We start from the raw sequence: 22,265 nt of genomic DNA on the forward strand, positions 1-22,265 counted from the left end.
TGTGCCGGTGTGTCTGTTGTGTTGGTGTACGGGTACGGCGGTGCTGGGCCTATGGCGGATGGCGGTACGAGGCGGTCTGATCCGAGGTGACGGGCGGGGCGGGTCAGCGGGAGGTGTCGAAGACCTCGTCGCGGGTGGTGGCGAGTGCGCTCTCCAGAGCGCCTCGCAGGACGGCATGCCGTCGCACCTCGCCGATGAGGAGTCGGGGACTGGCCGCGGCGAGCTCGGCGAGCTCCGCCTGGACGAGCGCGCGGAGCGGCTCGCCGCCGGCGGTGGTCACTCCGCCCGCGAGGACGATCAGTTCGGGGTCGAGTACGGCGGTCACCGAGGCGAGACCGGTGGCGACGCGCTGGGCGAACAGCCGCAGCAGCTCGGCCAGCCGGTCGTCCTCCGCGTGCCCGGCGGCGGCCCGGGCCAGCAGCTCGGCCGCCACCTCGGCGTACGGCTGCTCGGCGGTCTCGATGCCCAGCGATCTGGCGAGCCGGGGCACGGACTGCGCGCCCGCCAGCTCCTGGAAGCCGCCGCTGTTGGCCTTCACCACCTGGCGTACCAGCGGAGTCCCGGGGACCGGCAGAAAGCCGACCTCGCCGGCGCCGCCGGTGAAGCCCCGGTGCAGCCGCCCGCCGATGAAGAGCGCGGCGCCGAGACCTTCCTGGTTCCACAGGAGGACGAAGTCCTCGTGCCCTCGGGCCGCTCCGAGCCGCTGCTCGGCGACCGCCGCCAGATTCACGTCGTTCTCGTACTCGACGGGCATCGGCAGCGCGGCGGCCAGTTCGTCGAGCAGGGTGGGGGAGTGCCAGCCGGGGAGATGCGAGGCGTACCGCAGGCGGCCGGTGGACGGCGTGAACGCGCCGGGCGTACCGATCACCAGCCGGCGCACATCGGGGCGCGTCAGCCCGGCGGCCTTCACAGCCCCGTCCAGGGCGTCCGAAACCTGTTGTACGACACTCTTGGCGCGCCGGCCCGGCGTGCGCAGCTCGAACTCTCCGACGGTGGCCCCGGTGACATCGGCCACGGCGGCGAGGATCCGCTGCGGGTTCACATCGAGCCCGGCGGCGTAGGCGGCGTGTGCGTTGACCGCGTAGAGCTGCGCGTTGGGCCCCGGCCGGCCCTTGGTGGTGCCGGTGGCGACGACCAGTCCGGCCGCCTCCAGCCGGGCCAGCAGTTGCGAGGCGGTCGGCTTCGAGAGGCCCGTCAGCTTCCCTATCCGCGTCCGGGACAGCGGTCCGTGGGCCAGCAGCAGATCGAGTGCGGCCCGGTCGTTCATGGCCCGCAGCACGCGCGGTGTCCCCGGTGACGGAGTGCTGGAACCGTTCGCTCCGGTCATGACGTGGCCACCTGCCTCTCGGCTGCTCGCTCTCCCGACACACTGTTAGGAAAGTTTCCTATTCGGGTGCGAGGAAAGTAGGCCGGGCGTCAGGAGGCCGTCAATACCTTCGGACGCGCCACACCTCGCGGCAACCAAAGCGTTACCTGCGGGGGTGCGGTGGGTGTACTCCGGAAACGAGGACGTCACGCGGGACCGTTCGAACACCGTCACCGAGCGGTAGTGCCTCACCTGTGACGCGCGCGCGGCTCACCCAGGCGTGGACCACGCAGGACACGGCGTGTGCCACCGTCGGCGGACGGGCGTCACGCTGGGTGGCGGGTCGTCAGGGTCGGTGCCATCGCGGAGGGCGTTGTCCATGGCATCGATGGCTTGGTGTTGAAGGCGGCGTCGGACGTTGACATCAGCCCCCTCGCAGCAGCCCTGAACACCGGCGACCGCGCCGGCACACCGAGTGCGCCTCGCTACTGATGTCGCTCACCGGTCGCCGCCTGCTGCCCAGTCCGGTCATGATCGAGGTCTGCTGGTTGCTGGAGCGCCGGCCCAAGGCCGAGGCGGCGTTCCTGGCTCAGGGAGTAGGAGAACCGGGCGAGCGAGGCAATGGATTGAACGCGGCGAACCACTCCGGGCCGCATCAGGGCGCTGGCGTAGTCAGTTGACGTCCGGTTGCTGACATGTGGTCGGGTTTCCACTTCGCCGGCCACGCCGGCCACGTCACCTTGTCGGGCCACGCAGGCCACGCCACCCCGTCAGGCCGCGCCTCGTCCCATCACCTCGTCACGTCGAGGCGTCACGTCGAGCCCTCACTTCGAGGTGTTCTGCGGGCCCAGCGGCGACGCCGTCTGCGACTGCGGGGACGTCGGGTTCGCCAGCGCCGACGGGGCCGACACTCCGGCCGTCGGATCGGCGGCGGGCTGTTCGTCCGGCACCGGCGGGATGCCGCCGACGATCCGGATGCCCGCCTCGTCGAAGGCGCGCTTGATCCGCCAGCGCAGCTCGCGCTCCACGCCCAGCGCCTGGCCCGGCATTGTCTTCGCCGAGACCCGTACGGTCATCGAGTCCAGCAGCACGGCGTCCAGGCCGAGCACCTCGACCGGGCCCCACAGACGCTCGTTCCAGGGGTCGTCCTTGGCCAGTTTCTCGGCGACCTGTGTGATCACCGTACGGATCCTTTCCAGGTCCTCCGTCGGCCGCACCATCACATCGACACCCGCCGTGGCCCAGCCCTGGCTGAGGTTGCCGATCCGCTTCACCTCGCCATTGCGTACGTACCAGATCTCGCCGTTGTCGCCGCGCAGCTTCGTCACCCGCAGGCCGACCTCTATCACCTCGCCGGAGGCCACGCCCGCGTCGATGCTGTCACCGACGCCGTACTGGTCCTCCAGGATCATGAAGACGCCGGACAGGAAGTCGGTGACGAGATTGCGCGCGCCGAAGCCCAGTGCCACACCCGCGACGCCCGCCGAGGCCAGCAGTGGCGCCAGATTGATGTTCAGCGCGCCGAGGATCATCAGCGCCGCCGTGCCGAGGATCAGGAAAGAAGTAACCGAACGGAGTACGGAGCCGATGGCCTCCGACCGCTGCCGGCGCCGCTCGGCGTTGACCAGCAGACCGCCGAGCGCGGTGCCCTCCACCGCCTGGACACTGCGGTTCATCCGCTCTATGAGCTTGGTCAGAGCGCGGCGGAGCACATGGCGCAGGACGAGCGCGATCACCAGGATCAGCACCATGCGCAGGCCGACGCTGAGCCAGGTGGACCAGTTCTCCTCCACCCAGCTCGCGGCGTCGTTCGCCCGGCTCGCCGCTTCGTCGAGCGTGACGGGGCCGGACGGCGGGGCTGCGGCCGGCGGGTCGGACCAGGACACGGCGGAGACCTCCAGGCATCGGGAGCGGACCAACCACACTAACGGGGCAGTGCGCGCGTTCCGGTGCTCCGTTCCGGCGAGAGACACTCCTCACGTGTTCCCCGGGCGGCCGTACGGGCCCCGGAAACCGGCCTGAAACCAGGGAAGCGCGCTGTGTGGTCGAAAACACTCCGAGCCCGTTACCTGGACGTGGTGGCGTTTCGACCAGGCATGAGGAGAGACTGGAGCAGATCGTCCCGGCGCGAGCCACGCGCCGCCGGCGTAATAGGAGGCATCCGTGCCGCATGTCCTGGTCCTCAACGCGTCGTACGAGCCGCTCGGCGTCGTACCGCTCCGCCGCGCGCTCGTCCTCGTCCTGGAGAACAAGGCCACCAGCCTCGAGGAATCCGGCGCCTTCATGCACAGCGCCACCCGTGTCATTCCAGCACCCAGCGTCGTACGGCTGAAGCGCTTCGTGCGGGTCCCTTACCGGGGGCCCGTTCCGCTGACCCGCCGCGCGCTCTTCGCCCGCGACGGTGGTCGCTGTATGTACTGCGGTGGCGTCGCGACCAGCGTCGACCACGTCATTCCGCGCAGCCGTGGCGGGCAGCACGCGTGGGAGAACGTGGTGGCGGCCTGTCGCCGCTGCAACCACGTCAAGGCCGACCGGCATCTCCGGGAGCTGGGATGGCGGCTGAACCACCAGCCGGCCCCGCCCTCCGGGCTGGCCTGGCGGATCATCGGGACCGGACACCGGGACCCGCGCTGGCTGCCGTATCTCCAACCGTACGGCGCGGAGGACGCGATGGCTCGGATCGACGGCATTTCCGCCTGAGGATCCGGGCCTTTGTCGTCCTCCGGGGTCCCGGCCGGGCAGGCCGGGGCCGGAGGGTGCGCCGTCGTGCCCGCACCCTCCGTCCGGCGTCTCACTCCGCGACGGCGTAGACCTCGACCGAGAACAGCGAATAACCGTACCGCGTGGCGCGCGCATCGCCCTGGACCCGGATGAAACGGGCGTCCTTCGCGTCCATCCCGATCGTCTCGCGCCCGCCCCTGCCCTCGTCGACCGTGGCGGCCGTCCGCCAGGTGCGGCCGTCGGCCGAGACCTGGATGCGGTAGCGGCTCGCGTACGCCTCCTGCCAGTTCAGCACCACCTGGCCGATCCGCGCGGGCCGCGCCAGCTCAAGCTGCCACCAGGCGCCGTCCTCGACGGGCGAGGACCAGCGGCTGGCCGGATCGCCGTCGGTCGCCGCCGCCGCCGGGAAGTCCGGGGTCTCGTCGCCGGAGGAGGCCGCGACGCCCGTACGGGCCAGATCGGGACCGCCGGTGCGCGGCGACGCCCGTACGGTCAGCGTGCGTTCCTCGCCGCCGAAGGCGAGCGGCACCTCGTATGTCCCGGCCGGTGTACCGGCGGGAACACTGACCTCGACGGGAACATCCGTGCGAGCGCCGCGCGGCAGCGTGGTCTGCCTGGGCACCGTCACCCGGATGCCGGACGGCGCCTTCGCGGTCAGCGTGCCGCGCACCTCGCCGGGACGCTGCGCGGCCAGCCGTGCCTGGACCCGCTGCGGCTCTCCGCCGATCTGGGCGTTCGCCTCGTCGCGCAGCAGATCGAGGCGGGCCTTCGGCTCGTCGGCGAACCACGGCACGACATGGCGTACGGACGGCGCGGCGCCGCCCGGTCCCACCACACCGGCCCCGTGTCCCGTCTCCGGCCAGACGACCCGTACCGCGTCGAGGAGCAGGCCCTTCGCGTCCGACTCGGTCCAGCCGCTCATCGAGAGCGGGCCCAGCGTGCGCCAGCCCTCGCCGGGAACATGGGCCTCGACCACCGAGCCGGCGCCGGTGCCGGGCTCGGTCATCGTGTTCACGGCCTCGACGGGACGGGCCCGGGCCAGGTTCACGGTGTACGTCCGCGCGCCCTTGGTGACGGCCTCGCCGTTGACGCGGTCCGTGCCGTTCCAGGCCGCGCTCTCCCTGACGGCCCGGTCGATGAAGGGAGCCAGCGTTCCCTCGCCGACCGTGACCCGGCTCGCGCCGGTGGCCTCGCGCAGCGGCTCCAGATCCAGCGAGGCCTGCCACGCCGCCGCTCCGTCGCCGCGCTCCTGGGCCCGCAGCATGTCGACCGCCAGCTCGCCCGCCTCGCCGTAGCGCGCGAGCTGGTCGAGCCACGGCCGCACCTCGTCGTCGAGACGGCCGCCGGCGGTCCCGGCGAGCCGCCGCGGCGCCTCCCGCATCACCGTGAAGGCGGCCCTGAGCCTGCTCGCCGCCGCGCTTCGGGCCCGCGCGTCCGTGGTCGAACGGGACCGCCAGAAGTCCTCGAACAGCGGCTTCAGATACGCGGACTCCGACGCGTCGAGGATGGACGACGCGTCATTGCCGGCGAGCGCGCGCAGCGCCTCGCGGGCCCCGGTGTCCTTGCCCGCGAGATCGTCGATGGCCGCCTGCCAGGACTCCCGCGGCCGGTAGCCACGCGGATTCCAGGCGTAGTCGGCCGCCGTGAACAGCGGGATACGGGACGCGGACGGCTGCTCCATCGCATTGGCGAGCAGTGCCACGGAACCGGCGGCGACCGCCGGTTCCCGGCCGGTGTACGGGCCGAGGAAGATCCGGCTCTGCTCGTAGTCGTTGACCGGATAGTTGTCCATGGTGACCAGCGGGTGGCCGAAGGCGGCGCGCGCGCCGGCCAGCTCCCGGCCCGTGATCGTGCGCGGTACGACGCCGACGCCCGTCCACGCCACCTGTACACGCTGGTCGAGCGCGTCGGCGAGGGCCTCGCGGTAGTCCGTCACACCGTCCTGGTAGTACTCGGTGGGCATCACCGTCAGCGGTTCGGCGCCGGCGTGCCGGTCCGCGAGATGGGCCGCCACCGCGTTCGCCACCCGGGCCTGTGCCTTCGCGGCCGCTTCGGGACCGGAACCGAAGGTCTCCTCGTCGAGCCGGCAGTGCCACTCGCTGTAGCTGACGTCCTGGAACTGGAGCTGGACGGCGCGCACACCCAGCGCCCACATCGCGTCGATCTTGCGCGTGAGGTCCCTGAGGTCCTTGTCCGAGGCCATGCACATGGCCTGCGCGGGAGCCACGGCCCAGGCGAGCGTCACATGATTGCGGCGCGCGCGCTCGGCCAGCTCGCGGAAGCCGGCCCGCTGCGCGGCGGGATACGGATCGCGCCAGCGTGCCTGCCGGAACGGGTCGTCGCCGGGCGCGTACAGATAGCGGTTCTGCTTGGTGCGTCCCATGAAGTCGAGCTGCGAGAGCCGGTCCTGCTGGTCCCAGGGCCGGCCGTAGAAGCCCTCCGTCGTGCCGCGCACGGCCGTGCCCGGCCAGTCGCGTACGAGCACTCCGGGCACGGCGGGCCGGTCCGCCGTGCGGTCCCGGAGTACGACGAGCTGGCGCAGTGTCTGCGCGGCGTGGAAGAGGCCGTCGTCGCCGACGCCGTCCAGTGCGACGGTGTCCCGGCCGGCCACGGTGCCGACCGCGATCCGGTAGCCGCCGACCGGAAGATCGGCGCGTTGAGGTGCGCCGAGGGCGCGCAGCGCGTCCTGCGCGCCGGTGCCACCGGCCAGCACGACGGGTCCGGTGCCGGAAGGCGCGGTCCCGGCGAGAGCGGCGGACGACACCTCGCGCACCGTACGCACACCGGCCTCGCGCAGCAGCGCGGTGAGCTCCCGCACCGCGTACGCGTCGGCGCTCGCGCCCGTGACGACGGTCACCTCGTCCCCGAGCGGCACCGCGCCGCCGGTCGCGCGGATCGTCTGCGGCCTCGGCCAGACCGCGGGCACCGCCGTCTCGTCCTCCCGGTCGGGCGTGCTGGCCGCCGGAGTCCCGGAGTCGCCGGGCGCGGCCGACGCGCCGGGAGCGGTGCCCAGAAGTCCGCCGATCACGGCGACCATGACGGCGGTCGCGGTCCCTTTTCTGCGCCCGAGCTGCACGCCTTGCTCCCCTCGTGCTTCCTGGTCCCGCCGGAGTCCCGCGAGCGTCCTCAACGAGCGCTCACCGAGCGGCATGAGCCCACCACTCCGTGGTGAACGTGTCAACGTGCGTGGCCGTTGTGTCGCATTTGACCGTTGTGATAGGTAGTAACCTCAACTCCCTTACGGGAAATGGATCGTGACTCGACACACGTTTACTGGAAGTACGCGTCTGCGGCCGTGCCCGCTGGGTAGGGCTGCTGTGTCCTGTTTCCCGTCCATTGGAGGCGCCGCCATGGCCGCATCGGCACAGCTTCTCTTCTCCGCACTCTCCAAACAGACGGAGCCCGCCCCGCTGACCAGCGAGCCGCCGCTCGCCGAGGCCGGTGGCGGGCCCTTGACCAGTGAGCCGCCGCTCGCCGACGCCGCCCCTCTCACCAGCGAGCCACCGCTCGCCGACACCGCCCCGCTGACCAGTGAGCCGACCGCGCCCGGCACGGCCGGCGGCACGGAGTCCCCTGGAGTCTGAATGAGCCTGGCCAGGCTCGCCGAGTCGCACGGTGTCGCCACCTCGTACTCGCCCTCGCCGGACGTCACCGTCCTCGTTCCCGACGACACGGTCGTCTCGGTGCTCGCCGCGCTGGGCGTCGACGCGTCCACCGCCGCATCGGTGGACGAGGCGCTGAGCCGCGCCGAGTCCGCCGCGGCGAGCCGCCTGCTGCCTCCGACGCTGGTGCTGTGGAGCGCCCGGCACGACGAGGCCGCCGAGCTGCCGTCCGCACTGGCCGCGCTCCCGACCGGTACGACGCTCCGGCTGGCGACGGAACAGGGCGAGTCGCTGGACCTGCCGGCCGCCGGATCCGCCGCGGCGGCGGTGGCCGCCGGGCGCTCGGACCGGCCGGCCTCCGCCGTCTCCACCTGGACACTGCTGCCGCTGGGCGTGCACCGTCTGGAGGCCCGCGCTCCCGACGGCCGTACCGTCCTCAGCACGCTCGTCGTCGCGCCCGGCCGGCTGCCCGCTCCGCCCGCCCGCACCCACGGCTTTCTGGTGCAGCTCTACTCGCTGCTCTCCAGCCGCTCCTGGGGCATGGGCGACCTCGGAGACCTCGCCGAGCTGGCCACCTGGTCGGGCCGGGCCCTCGGCGCCGGCTTCGTCCAGATCAACCCGCTGCACGCCGCGGTGCCCGGCACTCCGACCGACCCCTCGCCGTACCGGCCCTCCTCGCGCCGCTTCCCGGACCCGGTCCATCTCAGGATCGAGGCCGTGCCCGAGTACGCGTATGTCCTCGGCCCCGACCGCGCACGGCTCGACGCGCTCGTGGAACAGGCCGCCGCTCTGCGGGAGTCCGTCCTCGACAAGGGCGCGCTGATCGACCGCGACGCCGTGTGGGAGCTCAAGCGCGCCGCGCTCGACATCCTGGCCGGAGTCCCGCTCGGGCCCGGCCGCCGGGTCGAGTACTGCGACTTCCTGGCCGCGCAGGGCCAGGCCCTGGAGGACCACGCCACCTGGTACGCGCTCGCCGAGGTGCACGGCCCGCGCTGGCGCGACTGGCCGGACGGGCTGCGCGATCCGCGTTCCGACGAGACGGCCGCGGCTCGCCGTGAACTGCTCGACCGGATCGACTTCCACTGCCGGCTCGCCTGGCTGACGGACGGACAACTGGCCGCCGCCTCGCGGGCGGCCGAGGACAGCGGGATGGCCGTCGGGATCGTCCATGACCTCGCCGTCGGAGTCCATCCCGACGGCGCGGACGCCTGGGCGCAGCAGGACACCTTCGCCGCCGGCATGTCGGTCGGCGCCCCGCCGGACGCCTTCAACGCGCTCGGCCAGGACTGGGGCCTGCCGCCGTGGCGTCCCGATGTGCTGGCCGCGTCAGGTTTCGCTCCGTACCGCGGCCTGCTCAAGGGGTTGCTGCGCAACGCGGGAGCACTGCGGATCGATCATGTGATGGGGCTGTTCCGGCTCTGGTGGGTGCCCGAGGGACAGGAACCCACCCGTGGCACGTATGTCCGATACGACGCCGAGGCGATGCTCGCCGTACTGGCCCTGGAGGCGCACCGCGCGGGCGCGGTCGTCATAGGAGAGGACCTGGGCACCGTCGAGCCCGGTGTGCGCGAGGCGCTGGAACGGCGCGGAGTGCTCGGCACGTCCGTGCTCTGGTTCGAGCGCGACTGGGCCGGTACGGGCCGGCCGCTGCCTCCGGAGAGCTGGCGCGAGGGCTGTGTGGCCACCGCCACCACCCACGATCTGCCGTCCACCGCCGCCAGACTCACCGGTGAGCATGTGGAACTGCGCCACCGGCTCGGCCTGCTCACTCATCCGCTGGAGCGGGAACAGGCCGAGGAGCAGCGGGAGGTCGCCGAATGGCTCGACTGTCTCGCCCGTCTGGGCCTGCTGCCCGGCGGCGGCGAGGAGGAGGAGATCCGCGCGGTCTACCGCTTTCTGCTGCGTACTCCGGCGCGCATGGTCGGTGTCTGGCTGCCCGACGCGGTCGGTGACCGCAGACCGCAGAACCTGCCGGGCACCTGGGACCAGTATCCCAACTGGCGGCTGCCGGTCGCGGACGCCGAGGGCCGGCCGATGAGCCTGGAGCAACTGGCCGCTTCGCCCAGGCTGCACGCGCTGATGGATGTGCTGAGACCGCCGACGGCACCCCCGCGCGCGCGGCCCGCCTAGGCGTTCGCTACGTTTGTACCGTGGACAAGAAGAACGCTCTGCGCGCCGGCGCCCTGGCGGCCGGTACGACGCTGATGATGCTGCTCATGACGTCTCCGGCGCTCGCGCTCACCCGTGACGACGGCGACGACCCGGGTCCGGGCCTGAGTGTGGCCGAGACCCTCGGTCTGTATGTGGCGGCGCCGCTGGTGCTCTTCGGGATCATCGCCGGTCTGGTGATCGCGCTCGACAAGTCCCGCAAGCAGGTCTGACTTCGCCTTCCGGAGGCGCCGCACGGCACATGCGATGCCGCGCGGCGCTTCTGTGCGTCCGGCTCCGGCCCGCCCGGCAAGCGGCAGGGCTGACGGAAGGAGCGGGCCCGTGACCCGCTCCTTCCCGGCGCCGCGGCTATACGCTCGCTGACGCCGCGTCCGCCGCCTGCGCCTTCAGCGCCCGCTCAACACCGGAGCGCGCCTCGGAGATCAGCCGCCGCAGCGCCGCGTTCGGTCCTGCCGAGGCCAGCCACGCGTCCGTCGCCTCCAGCGTCTCCGGCGAGACCTGGAGCGACGGATAGAGCCCGACCACGATCTGCTGGGCCATCTCGTGCGAGCGCGACTCCCAGACGTCGCCCACCGCCGCGAAGTACTTCTCCGTGTACGGAGCGAGCAGCTCACGCTGGTCGGTCTGGACGAAGCCGTCGATCACCGCCTTCTGCAGGGCGTTCGGCAGCTTGTCGCTCTCCACCACGGACGCCCATGCCTCCGTCTTGGCCTCCGCCGAGGGACGCGCCGCGCGGGCCGAGGCCGCGTGGCGCTCGCCCGCCGCCGTCTTGTCCCGCTCGTACTCCGCCGCGATCTCCTCCTCGTCGTGCAGACCGATCGCGGCGAGCCGGTGGACGAAGGCCCAGCGCAGCTCGGTGTCGACGGCCAGGCCCTCGACCGACTCCGTGCCGTCCAGCAGTCCCTGCAACAGGTCGAGCTGCTGCGGCGTGCGCGCCGTCGTGGCGAACGCCCGCGCCCACGCGAGCTGGTGATCTCCGGCCGGCTCGGCCGCCCGGAGATGCGCCAGCGTGGCGTCCGTCCACCGGGTCAGTCCGGTCTCGCGCCACTCCGGCGCCGCGTACAGATCGAGCGCCAGCTTCACCTGGCGGTGCAGCGACTGCACGACGCCGATGTCCGACTCCTTGGCGATGCCGGACAGCACCAGCTCCAGATAGTCACGGGTCGCCAGCTCGCCGTCCCGCACCATGTCCCAGGCCGACGCCCAGCACAGCGCGCGCGGCAGCGACTCCGTGAAGTCTCCGAGATGCTCGGTGACGACCCGCAGCGACTCCTCGTCCAGACGGACCTTCGCGTACGACAGGTCGTCGTCGTTGAGCAGGACGACCGCGGGACGCGGAGTGTTCTCCGGGAACGGCACCTCGGTGAGCTGCCCGTCCACGTCCAGCTCGATCCGGCTCGTACGGACCAGCTTGCCGTTCTCGTCGAGGTCGTAGCAGCCGATCGCGATCCGGTGCGGACGGAGCACCGGCGTGCCCTTCGCACCGGCGGGCAGCGCCGGAGCCTCCTGCCGCACGGCGAACGACGTCACATGGCCCGACTCGTCCAGCTCGATCTCCGGGCGCAGGATATTGATGCCCGCCGTCTCCAGCCACGCCTTCGACCAGGTCTTCAGATCGCGTCCGGAGGTCTCCTCCAGCGCGCCCAGCAGATCGGACAGCCGGGTGTTGCCGAACGCGTGCGCCTTGAAATACGCCTGCACGCCGCGGAAGAACTCGTCCTTTCCGACATAGGCGACAAGCTGCTTCAGTACGGACGCGCCCTTGGCGTAGGTGATGCCGTCGAAGTTGACCAGTACGTCGTCGAGGTCACGGATATCGGCCATGATCGGGTGCGTCGACGGAAGCTGGTCCTGCCGGTACGCCCAGGTCTTCATGGAGTTGGCGAACGTCGTCCAGGAGTGCGGCCACCGCGAGCCCGCCGCGTCGGCCAGGCAGGCGATCGAGGTGTACGTGGCGAACGACTCGTTCAGCCAGAGGTCGTTCCACCACTCCATGGTGACCAGGTCGCCGAACCACATGTGGGCCAGCTCGTGCAGGATCGTCTCGGCCCGCGTCTCGTACGCCGCGTCCGTCACCTTGGAGCGGAAGACGTACTGGTCGCGAAGGGTCACCGCGCCGGCGTTCTCCATCGCGCCCGCGTTGAACTCCGGCACGAAGAGCTGGTCGTACTTGGCGAACGGATAGGCGTAGTCGAACTTCTCCTGGAACCAGTCGAAGCCCAGCCGGGTGACCTCGAAGATCGCGTCCGAGTCCAGATACTCGGCGAGCGAGGGACGGCAGTAGATGCCCAGCGGCACGGACTGCCCGTCCTTCTCGTAGGAGCTGTGCACCGAGTGGTACGGACCGGCGATCAGCGCGGTGATGTACGACGAGATGCGCGGCGTCGGCTCGAAGCTCCAGACATTGTCCTTCGGCTCCGGTGTCGGCGAGTTGGAGATGACGGTCCAGCCGTCGGGAGCCTTCACGGTGAACTGGAAGGTCGCCTTCAGGTCCGGCTGCTCGAAGGACGCGAAGACGCGCCGCGCGTCCGGCACCTCGAACTGGGTGTACAGATAAGCCTGTTCGTCGACCGGATCGACGAAGCGGTGCAGACCCTCACCGGTGTTGGTGTACGCGCACTCGGCGACGACCGTCAGCTCGTTCGGGCCCTGGTGCAGCCCGGCCAGCGCGATCCGCGAGTCCTGGAAGACGGCGGCGGCGTCCAGCGGCGAGCCGTTCAGCACGACCTCGTGGACGGCGGGAGCCACCAGATCGATGAAGGTCTCCGCCCCGGCCTCCGCGCTCTCGAAGCGCACCGTGGTCGCGGACCGGTAGGTACCGCCCTCCTGCGCGCCGCTGAGATCGAGGTCGATCTCGTACGAGTCCACGGTGAGAAGGCGTGCACGCCGCTGCGCCTCTTCGCGGGTCAGATTTGTGCCAGGCACCCGGGTCATCTCCTCGGTATGTGACGTTTCTGGTCATCCTTCCACGTCGGTCTCCCACAGGAGGACGCAATATCGCACCGGGTAGCACTCCGATTCCTACCCGGGTAGCATTGTGGGTATGAAGATCAGTGTGAGTCTGCCGCAGGAGGATGTCGCCTTCGTCGATCAGTACGCGGCCGCCTCCGAAGCGGAATCCCGGTCCGCGGTGATACACGCCGCGATCGAGCTGCTGCGTGCCTCGCAACTGGAGACGGACTACGCGGCGGCGTTCGAGGAGTGGCACACGAGCGAGGACGCGGCGCTCTGGGAGCGGGCCGCGGGAGACGGACTCGATGCGCAGAGGTGACATCTATCTGATCGACTTCGAGCCGGTGCGCGGGAGCGAGGCGAACAAGGCGCGGCCCGCCGTGATCGTCTCCAACGACGCGGCCAACCGCACGGTCGAGCGGAGCGGCAGAGGCGTGCTGACCGTCGTCCCTGTCACCTCGAACACATCCCGGGTCTTTCCCTTCCAGGTCGCGCTGCCGGCGGACGAGTGCCGGCTCGCCAAGGACTCCAAGGCGCAGTGCGAGCAGGTCCGCGCGGTGTCGCCGGACCGGGTGCTGCAACGCATCGGAGTGGTGCCACGGCAGCGGATGACCGAACTCGACGTGGCCCTGCGGCGGCATCTGGCGCTGTGAGCAGGTGAACAGGAAAAGAGGACGGGCGCTCCGGACGTGTGGTCCGGAGCGCCCGTCCTCTGCTGCCGCTGACCGGAGGGCTCAGCCCGTCAGCTCGGCCGCCACCAGCTCCGCGATCTGGATGGCGTTGAGCGCGGCGCCCTTGCGGAGGTTGTCATTGGAGAGGAACAGCGCCAGGCCGTGCTCCACCGTCTCGTCGGCCCTGATCCGGCCGACATACGAGGCGTCCCGGCCGGCGGCCTGGAGCGGCGTCGGGATCTCGGAGAGCTCCACGCCCGGCGCGTCCTTCAGCAGCTCATAGGCGCGCTCCACGCTGATGGGCCGCGTAAAGCGGGCATTGACCTGGAGCGAGTGTCCGGAGAAGACCGGCACCCGGACACAGGTCCCGGAGACCTTGAGCTCCGGGATCTCCAGGATCTTGCGGGACTCGTTGCGGAGCTTCTGCTCCTCGTCGGTCTCGAACGAGCCGTCGTCGACGAGGCTGCCCGCGAGAGGCACCACATTGAAGGCGATCGGACGCCGGTAGACAGCGGGCTCCGGGAAATCGACGGCCGCGCCGTCATGGGTCAGCTTGTCGGCGTCGGCGACGACCTTCTGGGCCTGGCCGTGCAGCTCGGCGACGCCCGCGAGGCCCGAGCCGGAGACGGCCTGGTAGGTGGTGGCGACCAGCGCGGTCAGCCCCGCCTCCTCGTGCAGCGGACGCAGTACGGGCATGGCGGCCATCGTGGTGCAGTTCGGGTTGGCGATGATGCCCTTGGGACGGTCCTTGACCGCGTGCGCGTTGACCTCGGAGACGACCAGCGGGACATCGGGGTCACGGCGCCAGGCGGAGGAGTTGTCGATCACGACGGCGCCCTGTGCGGCGACCTTCTCGGCGAGGGCCTTCGAGGTGGCGCCACCGGCGGAGAAGAGCACGATGTCGAGCCCGGAGTAGTCGGCCGTGGACGCGTCCTCGACCGTGACCGGAGTGGACCGCCATTCGATGACGGAGCCGGCGGAGCGGGCGGAGGCGAAGAGCCGGAGCTCGGTGACGGGAAAGCTCCGTTCGGCCAGGATCCTGCGCATGACTGTGCCGACCTGACCGGTGGCTCCGACGATTCCGACCTTCACGGGGACTCCTCCGTCTGTACGTGCGCGGGTATCAGGGTGAGCGTGCGACCGCCCGGCTGCGAAGCGGTCGCCGCTCCATGATGCGTGTCACCAGGACCGCTTTGTCCAATCCATTGTCCGGAGAACGGGACAGGGACGGGACGAGAACGCCGCGGGACAGCACGGACGGCGGCACGGACGGCGCCATGGCCGCCGCGTCGTACGGCGAAGAGGCGGGCGCCCGTACGGACACCCGCCTCTCGCGTTTCGCGTTACTCGTGAACCGCTGCCCGTCGCTCCGGGACGGTTACGGCGTGACGCTCTGGATGATGACGCTGCCGGTGCCCGCGGCCGTGCCGCGCGCGTTCAGCAACCGCACCTCGCCGAAGAACTGCCGGCCGGCCGGAGCCGCGGCGGCCACCAGCACCTCGGCCGAGATCTGCGCCGAGGCACCGCTGGCGAGCTTCACCGTCTGCGACGGGTCGGTCTTGATGGAACCGAGCGAGGCCGAGTAGTACACATCGCGGTAGTCGTAGGCGGTGGTCCCGGCCGGGACCGAGTAGCCGTCCACGATGATGGTGTACGTGCCGGCGGGCGGGTTGGTCAGGCTGACGGCCTCCTCGGCGGAGGCACTCGCCGACTGGCCGACGACCACGCCGTTCCACGCGACCAGCAGATCCAGGTCGGCGCCCGTGTCCGCGCTGCCGCCGATGGCGACGTCCAGCCGCTCGACACCCGCGCCGATGGTGAGCGTGGTCTGCTGCTGCTCACCGTCACCGATCGTCGGACGCTCGACCTTCGCCGAGCCCAGGGAACCGCCGCCGACCGTGCCGTCGATCGCGCCGAAGTCGTTGGTGACCTTCCACGAGACCGGAGCCGGAGTGCCGATCTTCGCCGCGGGGATCGTGGTGACCGCCGGGTCGAAGGTGGTGCCGAGCAGCGTCACGTCCAGCTTGTACGGGTTGTCGAGCAGCGGCGACGTACGGCGCGCCTCGACCTCGATCTCCCAGACGCCCGGCTGCGGCGCGGTGTACGAGCGCAGATCCGGACGGCACGTGTTGCTCGGGTTCTCGTAGTTCGGGTAGCAGAAGGGCGTCGAGCTGTCCTCCATCTGCACGCCGTACGGGTGGATGGAGATGAACCGGGTCTGGCTGTTCTTGGCCAGCCCGCCGAGCGCCACCTCCAGCGTCTTCGAGCCCTGCGGCACCGTGACGAAGTACGACGTCGTGCTGTTGCGCTGCACCGAACCCGACGCGGAGGTCGAGAACGCGGGCTTGGCCAGCTCCTTCGAGACGACCACGGTGGCGAGGATCTGCTTGTCCACGCCCTCGGTACGGCGGTCGTCCGCCTCCAGGATGGCGCTGTGGACACCGGCGGAACCGGGCCTGGCCTGCACGGTGACGGTGACCGGCTGGTTCAGCGGCAGCTTGATCCTGTCGCTGCCGAGCAGCCGGAAGGTGCCGTCGTTGTACTTCCAACCCAGCCGGTGCTCCACCGCGCCCTTGGCGCCGGTGGTCCGGGTGATGGTGACGTCGTACGTCCTGCTCTTGCCGGCCTGGAGGCCGCCCTCACGGTCGTACAGCCCGGTGCCGAAGCCCGGGGTCTTCAGGAACTCGTCGATCGCGGTGTCGACCGGCGCCTTGACCGTGTACTCGTGGGCCGTCGCGCCGTGCTCGATGGACTTCCACGCGGCCACGACGTCGATCAGACCCGCGCCCTGCTCGTGCGCCTGGGCACCGGGGATCCGCTCGGCGGTGCTGGTGAGCGCCGTCCGCAGGTCGGCCGGAGTGAGGTCGATCCGCTTCTGCTTCGCGGCCGAGATCAGCAGCGCGCTCGCGCCCGCGGCCTGCGGAGAGGCCATCGAGGTGCCCTGGAGCATGGAGTAGCCGGGCGGAAGCTGGTAGCCCGCCTCGGCGACCGGAGTGCCGGGGATCCAGGTCTGCGTGCTGTTGATGGCCGCGCCGGGCGCGGTGATGGTCGGCGCGAAGCCGCCGTCCTCGCGGGGACCGCGCGCGGAGAACGGCATCATCGCGTACTTCGTCTTCACACCGGAGCCGTAGTTGGCGGCCCAGGTGTCCTTCGAGATCGAAGCGCCGACCGAGATGACCTTGTCGGCCAGGGCCGGGTCACTGATGGTGTTGGTGCCGGGGCCGTCGTTGCCGGCCGAGATCACGAGCTGGACGCCGTAGGTGTCGATGAGCCGCGTGTACAGCTCGGCGCGGGCGTTGTTGCCGTCGTTGAGCGGCGGCAGTCCGCCGATGGACATGTTGACGATGTCCACGCCGCGGTTGGCGACGAGATCGATCATGCCCTCGGTGAGCGCGATATTGGTGCAGCCGCCGCTCCAGCTACAGGCGCGGGAGGACACCAGCTTGGCGCCGGGCGCGGCGCCGTTCATCTTGCCGCCGAAGAGGCCGTTGGCGGCGGTGATGCCGGCGACATGCGTGCCGTGCTCGCCCTGGATGACGCCGATGTTGACGAAGTCGGACGTGGCGCCGGCCGCGTTGTAGACGACGTCCTTGCGGATCTCGACGACGAACGGGATGCGCTCGACCACCGGAGTGGCCGGGTTGTCCTTGCCGAAGTAGCCGATCTGGAAGTTGTCCTTGTACGGCTTCATCGCGGTCTCGTCGCCGAAGTCGCCGTCGTTGTCCAGGTCGACGCGGACGGTGCCCTTGGCCGGGTCGTAGAGCAGGCCCCAGACGTCGGTGGTGTCACCGTCACGGTTGAGGTCGCCCGCCATGTCGCCGCCGAGAGTGGCGGATTCGGCGAACGCGCGGTACTTGTACGAGCCCGCCGGCGCCGTCCAGGTGCGGCCGTCCGCCGTGAAGGACGGGCCGGACACCGCGACATCCATCCGCCGCCAGGTGCCGTCGGCGTCGGACACCGGGTCGGTGGCCGTCACCCAGTCGACGATCTTGCGCTCGCCGCCGGTGGTCTTCTGGAGCGCCGGATGGCCCAGGTCGACGCCGGAGTCCAGGATGCCGATGGTGACACCGCGGCCGTCGGCCTTGGGATGCTTCTTGACGAAGTCGACCGCACCGGTCTCGAAGGACGGGTTGTACGGGTTCTTCGCCGGGGTCTTCTTGCTCGGCGCCGGGAACTTCTCGGCGGCGGAGCCCTTGGAGCCCTTGCCGTGCTGGACGGTGTCCGCCGCGGGCGTCGGGTCGTCCAGCTTGATCTCCTGCTTGAGATCGATGCCGTGGACCGCGGAGAGCTTCTGGGCCGCCTTGATGGCGGCGTCCGCCTTGGCGGTGGGAAGCGTGGCCCGCACATAGCCGAGCTTGTCGTATGTCTTGCCGACCGTGGCGCCCTCGACGGCGTCGAGCTGGCCGGCGACCTGCTCGGTCGCCCCGGGAGCGGTGGCGACCATCATGGTGATGCTTTTCTCGCCCTTGGCCTTGGCCTTGGCGAGCGCGTCCGCGTCGGCCGCGCCGAGCTTGTCGGTCGACGTCTTGACGGCGGCTGGAGCGGCCGGGTCGTCAGCGCCCGTGGCGGCGAAGGCGGGCACCGCGCCGGAGGCGATCAGCGCGGCCACCAGGCCGGCCGCCGCGGCGACCCTGGCCACGCGTCTCGGCCCGGATATGGAGCTATCGGATTCGGGGGTCATCAGCATCCCTGTTTTGTGAAAGGAACAGTCCGGATGTCGATACCGGATGACCGCTCAGCTTTACCTAAGTGACAGGGTTTTGTGGAGTGTTGCCCGAGGCGTGATCCAGTCATGGCGGACATCCGCCAGTGCTCGACTTGCGCCACAGGGGATCAAACGGTCGATATCCGCGAAAGGCGCCGCCGGCCGCGGTATCGGCGGCGGCCCGCCTCCGCACCGGCTCCGCTCACTCACCGGCTCCGCTCACTCACCGGCTCCGCTCACTCACCGGCTCCGCTCGCACCGCCGCTGACGGCACCTCACCTCCGCCGTCGTCATCTCGGCAGGACCACCACATACGCCGCCGGATCCCGGTCACCCGCCGCCAGCAGCGCTGTACGGACCACGGTCGCCTGCTGCTCCAGCGACTCGCGGAGCTTCCGCGGAGTGAGATGGACGACGGTGATGCCCAGCCGCTCCAGCCGCTCGCGCTTGCGTACGCACTCCGACCACACCGCGTCGTCGCCGGCCGGTCCGACGGCGCCCTCCCGTGGCGCCCTGGTGTCCAGTTCGACGGCGACCGCCTGCTCCGGCCAGTAGGCGTCCACACCGCCGAGATGCGGTCCGTCCGCCAGCCGCAGATCGACGTTCCAGACCGGCTCCGCCAGCCCGTACGTCCTGACCATCTCGTACAGCCGTCCTTCGGACAGCGCCCGGCCCTCGGTGAGCAGCGAGTTCACCGCGTCCACCACGTTCGGCCGCGCCAGCAGCCTGGCCTGGGTCAACTCCCGCACCAGATCGGCCGGCTCGCAGTGTCCGCCGCTCACCGCCTCGGCCAGCAGCGCCCGTACGAGATCCGGGTCCGACACCTCCGCGAGCGCGTCGGCCACCGCGCGCGGCGCGGGCGCGACCGGGACGCCGGTGATCTGCTCCGGCCGGGGCAGCGCGTGAGCGCGGATCAGCCGGGCGCAGCCGGTGGACCGCAGCCGCCTGGTGCGCGGTACGAGCACATCGATCTGGTCCAGGGAGCGGAGCGTGGGAGCAGACGCGAATCCGTACAGCGCCAGCGCCGCCAGACCGGTGATCATCACACCGCCGTACGAGGACGGCCCGGGGCCGGGCTGCTCCGGCACCTCTCCGCCGCTCTCCGTGCCGGGACGGGCCGCGTACAGCAGCGCCGCGTGCAGCCGCTCCTCGCTGGTCGGCGACCCTTGATGCAACAGATAGACCCCCGGCAGCAACTGCTGCCAGGGGCCGTCGGCACCGCACTGTGCGGCGGCGCGGGACGCCGACACGCCGTGCTCGCGCAGTTGTGCGAGCGAAAGCACACGGCGCTGAGCGTTGTTGGAGAGGTGGCTGAGGGGACGAGGAGTGACGGGAGTGTTGTTGTTCATGTCCCGGGGTCTCCCCGTCCTTTGTCCCTTCTCTAACCCGCTGTTACACATCTGTCGATAAATGTGGACATGTTCGTCCTAAAGTACGGGCGTTCGACTGCCGATCAGGGACCTTCCCTCCGGACGGTCCGTCAGCCGGCCGCCAACGCGTCGCACTCCTGCGCGCGCAGAGCGCGCGCCAGATTGTCGCCGGCCTCCAGCACCAGCCTGCGCAGCGCGGGCGGCGCTTCCGCGTGCGCGGCAAGCCATGCTTCGGTCGCGTCCAGCGTCGGACGGCCGTCCTGGAGTTCCGGGAACAGTCCTCGCACCACGACCATGCCGATCTGGATCGAGCGCTCCGCCCACACGCGCTCGATCGCCTGGAAGTACGCGGCGGCGTACGGAGCGAGCAGCTCCCGCTGGCCGGGCTGGGCAAAGCCGGAGATCGTCGCCTCGACCAGCGCGTTCGACAGCGCGTCCGACTCGACGACCTGCGCCCAGGCCTGTGCCTTGACCGCGGCCGACGGCCGGGCCGCCAGACAGCGCACCTGGTGGCGCTTGCCCGACGCGGTGTCGTCACGGGCCAGTTCGGCCTCGATGACGGACTCGTCCGCGACGCCGTGCGCGGCCAGCGGCTCCAGGAAGGCCCAGCGCAGCTCCTGGTCGACCTCCAGGCCGTCGATCTTCGCCGTACCGCCGAGCAGGCCCTCCAGAAGCTGGAGGTCCGCCTCGGCCGACGCGACCGTCGCGAAGAAGCGGGCCCAGGTGAGCTGGTGCTGGCTGCCCGGCTCGGAGTTCCGCAGCTCGCGCAGCGCTCCTTCGGCCAGCAGCCGTCCGCCCTCCTCGCGCCACACCGGCGTCGCGTAGTGCGTGAGCGCCGACCGTGCCCAGGTGTGCAGCATCTGGAGCACGCCGATGTCCGTCTCGCGGCCCGCGTGGGTGAGCACCAGACCGATGAAGTCCCGGGCCGGCATCAGCGCGTCCCGCGTCAGGTTCCACAGCGCCGACCAGCACAGCGCGCGGGCGAGCGGATCGGCCAGATCGCCGAGACGCGCGCGCAGGGTGTCCAGCGAGCCCGCGTCGAAGCGGATCTTGCAGTACGTCAGGTCGTCGTCGTTGACCAGGACCAGCTCCGGCCGTTCCGCTCCGGCCAGCTCGGTCACGACCGTGCGCGGTCCGTTCACATCCGTCTCGGCCCGTGCGTACCGCACGAGGTCGCCACCGGCCTCGCGCCGGTACAGCCCGATGGCCACCCGGTGCGGTCGCAGCTCCGGATACGACTCGGGCGCGTCCTGTACGACGGCCAGCTCGGTGATCCGGTCCTGAGCGTCGTAAAGGACCTGCGGAGTCAGAGAGTTGACTCCGGCGGTCTGGAGCCAGGAGCGCGACCAGCCCGCCATGTCGCGGCCGGAGGTCTCCTCCAGCACGGAGAGCAGATCGCCGAGGCTCGTGTTGCCGTACGCGTGGCGCTTGAAGTAGCGCCGGGCGCCTTCCAGGAACGCCTCCCGGCCGGCATACGCGACAAGCTGCTTGAGCACCGACGCGCCCTTGGCGTAGGTGATGCCGTCGAAGTTCAGCTTGGCGTCCTCCAGATCGCGGATGTCCGCCGTGATCGGATGAGTGGACGGCAACTGGTCCGCGCGGTAGGCCCAGGACTTGCGGTTGTTGGCGAAGGTGATCCAGCCGTTGGTGAAGCGAGTGGCCTCCGCCATCGAGAAGGTGCCCATGAAGTCGGCGAAGGACTCCTTCAGCCACAGGTCGTCCCACCAGCCCATGGTGACGAGGTCGCCGAACCACATGTGCGCCATCTCGTGCAGGATGACATTCGCGCGCCGCTCGTACGACGCCTGTGTCACCTTGCCGCGGAAGATGTACTCCTCGCGGAAGGTCACCAGGCCCGGGTTCTCCATCGCGCCGAGGTTGTACTCCGGCACGAACGCCTGGTCGTACTTCCCGAACGGATACGGGTAGTCGAAGTGGTCGTGGAAGAAGTCCAGGCCCTGCTTGGTGATCAGGAAGACGTCGTCCGCGTCGAAGTGCCGGGCCAGACCCTTGCGGCACATCGCGCCGAGCGGGATCTCCAGCACCGTGCCGTCGTCGAACGTACGGCGGTAGGAGTCGGTGACGTAGTGGTACGGACCGGCGGCGACGGCCGTGATGTACGTCGAGATCGGCTTTGTCTCCGCGAACCGCCAGGCGCCGTCGTCGGCCAGTGTTCCCTCGCCATTGCTCCAGACCCGCCAGCCCTCCGGCGCGGTCACCTCGAAGCGGTACGGCGCCTTCAGATCCGGCTGCTCGAAGTTGGCGAAGACCCGGCGCGCGTCGGCCGGCTCGTACTGCGTGTACAGATAGACCTCGCCGTCCTCCGGGTCGACAAAGCGGTGCATGCCCTCGCCGGTGCGGCTGTACGCGCACTGTGCGTCCACGACCAGCACGTTCTCCGCCTGGAGGTCGTCCAGCGCGATACGCGCGCCGTCGAACACCGCCGCCGGGTCCAGCTTCCGGCCGTTCAGCGTCACGGCGGTCACGCTCGGCGCGATCAGATCGGCGAAGGTGGCCGCTCCGGGCCGGCCGGCGCGGAACCGGATCGTGGTCACCGAGCGGAAGGTCCGCGGCCCGTCCGGCGCCTCACCGACCGCCGAGCGCAGGTCGAGCGCGATCTCGTACCCGTCTACGGACAGCAGGCCGGCCCGCTCACGGGCCTCGTCGCGGGACAGATTCTTACCGGGCACGGTCACTCCTTCGTGGCTCGTTCGAAACAGGAACGATCCTCCCATGTGCCATCGGCGTACAGCAGCCGGGAATGCCTGC

14 protein-coding genes are annotated in these 22,265 nt (G+C 70.7%); 6 read left to right on the forward strand and 8 right to left on the reverse strand.

Going from position 1 to position 22,265, the window contains the following annotated elements; all coding sequences use genetic code 11:
* Nucleotides 1-103: 103 nt before the first annotated feature.
* Both PV679_RS01370 and PV679_RS01375 read right to left on the reverse strand, forming a co-directional pair.
* Nucleotides 104-1,327 (reverse strand): ROK family transcriptional regulator, encoded by a 1,224-nt coding sequence (locus tag PV679_RS01370; protein WP_319678304.1) that lies wholly within the window; start codon nucleotides 1,325-1,327, stop codon nucleotides 104-106.
* Between the two features lie 803 nt (nucleotides 1,328-2,130).
* On the reverse strand, nucleotides 2,131-3,192 hold the full coding sequence (locus PV679_RS01375) for a mechanosensitive ion channel family protein (protein WP_319678305.1): 1,062 nt from the start codon (nucleotides 3,190-3,192) through the stop codon (nucleotides 2,131-2,133).
* 277 nt (nucleotides 3,193-3,469) lie between these two features.
* On the opposite strand from PV679_RS01375, the gene PV679_RS01380 reads away from it, so the two are divergent.
* Nucleotides 3,470-4,006 carry an HNH endonuclease gene (locus PV679_RS01380; protein WP_319678306.1) on the forward strand — a complete coding sequence of 179 codons (537 nt, stop codon included), beginning with the start codon at nucleotides 3,470-3,472 and terminating at the stop codon, nucleotides 4,004-4,006.
* A gap of 91 nt (nucleotides 4,007-4,097) precedes the next feature.
* On the opposite strand, the gene PV679_RS01385 is transcribed toward PV679_RS01380, so the two are convergent.
* Entirely contained in the window at nucleotides 4,098-7,103 is a 3,006-nt protein-coding gene (locus tag PV679_RS01385) for a beta-N-acetylglucosaminidase domain-containing protein (protein WP_319678507.1), read from the reverse strand.
* Between the two features lie 274 nt (nucleotides 7,104-7,377).
* Here PV679_RS01385 and PV679_RS01390 point away from each other — a divergent pair, with 274 nt between their 5' ends.
* The 3 genes from PV679_RS01390 to PV679_RS01400 are packed head-to-tail and all read left to right on the forward strand — an operon-like array spanning nucleotide 7,378 to nucleotide 10,010.
* On the forward strand, nucleotides 7,378-7,611 hold the full coding sequence (locus PV679_RS01390; protein ID WP_319678307.1) for a hypothetical protein: 234 nt from the start codon (nucleotides 7,378-7,380) through the stop codon (nucleotides 7,609-7,611).
* Nucleotides 7,612-9,759 (forward strand): 4-alpha-glucanotransferase, encoded by a 2,148-nt coding sequence (malQ, locus tag PV679_RS01395; protein ID WP_319678308.1) that lies wholly within the window; start codon nucleotides 7,612-7,614, stop codon nucleotides 9,757-9,759.
* 20 nt (nucleotides 9,760-9,779) lie between these two features.
* On the forward strand, nucleotides 9,780-10,010 hold the full coding sequence (locus PV679_RS01400; protein WP_319678309.1) for a hypothetical protein: 231 nt from the start codon (nucleotides 9,780-9,782) through the stop codon (nucleotides 10,008-10,010).
* Between the two features lie 136 nt (nucleotides 10,011-10,146).
* On the opposite strand, the gene pepN (PV679_RS01405) is transcribed toward PV679_RS01400, so the two are convergent.
* The gene (gene pepN / locus PV679_RS01405; RefSeq protein WP_319678310.1) at nucleotides 10,147-12,723 is read right to left on the reverse strand and encodes an aminopeptidase N; all 2,577 of its coding nucleotides are present in this window, start codon (nucleotides 12,721-12,723) and stop codon (nucleotides 10,147-10,149) included.
* Nucleotides 12,724-12,841: 118 nt separating this feature from the next.
* Here pepN (PV679_RS01405) and PV679_RS01410 point away from each other — a divergent pair, with 118 nt between their 5' ends.
* Together PV679_RS01410 and PV679_RS01415 are read left to right on the forward strand one after the other, a co-directional pair.
* Nucleotides 12,842-13,069 carry a ribbon-helix-helix domain-containing protein gene (locus PV679_RS01410; protein WP_319678311.1) on the forward strand — a complete coding sequence of 76 codons (228 nt, stop codon included), beginning with the start codon at nucleotides 12,842-12,844 and terminating at the stop codon, nucleotides 13,067-13,069.
* Entirely contained in the window at nucleotides 13,056-13,403 is a 348-nt protein-coding gene (locus PV679_RS01415) for a type II toxin-antitoxin system PemK/MazF family toxin (protein WP_319678313.1), read from the forward strand. Before PV679_RS01410 ends, PV679_RS01415 begins: the two co-directional genes overlap by 14 nt.
* Before the next feature lie 81 nt (nucleotides 13,404-13,484).
* Here PV679_RS01415 and PV679_RS01420 read toward each other — a convergent pair whose 3' ends face one another.
* The 4 genes from PV679_RS01420 to pepN (PV679_RS01435) all read right to left on the reverse strand — a co-directional run bounded on the left by PV679_RS01420 (nucleotide 13,485) and on the right by pepN (PV679_RS01435) (nucleotide 22,186).
* Entirely contained in the window at nucleotides 13,485-14,513 is a 1,029-nt protein-coding gene (locus tag PV679_RS01420) for an aspartate-semialdehyde dehydrogenase (protein WP_319678315.1), read from the reverse strand.
* A 286-nt stretch (nucleotides 14,514-14,799) separates the two neighbouring features.
* Nucleotides 14,800-18,108: a S8 family serine peptidase gene (locus PV679_RS01425; RefSeq protein WP_319678316.1), complete on the reverse strand. Its 3,309-nt coding sequence runs from the start codon at nucleotides 18,106-18,108 to the stop codon at nucleotides 14,800-14,802.
* A 308-nt stretch (nucleotides 18,109-18,416) separates the two neighbouring features.
* Entirely contained in the window at nucleotides 18,417-19,475 is a 1,059-nt protein-coding gene (locus PV679_RS01430) for a hypothetical protein (RefSeq protein WP_319678317.1), read from the reverse strand.
* 131 nt (nucleotides 19,476-19,606) lie between these two features.
* Complete coding sequence (pepN, locus tag PV679_RS01435) at nucleotides 19,607-22,186, reverse strand: aminopeptidase N (RefSeq protein ID WP_319678318.1); 2,580 nt, start codon at nucleotides 22,184-22,186, stop codon at nucleotides 19,607-19,609.
* Between the last annotated feature and the right edge of the window lie 79 nt (nucleotides 22,187-22,265).

The organism is Streptomyces sp. AK02-01A, from assembly GCF_033795305.1.
Taxonomy (GTDB): Bacteria; Actinomycetota; Actinomycetes; order Streptomycetales; family Streptomycetaceae; genus Streptomyces.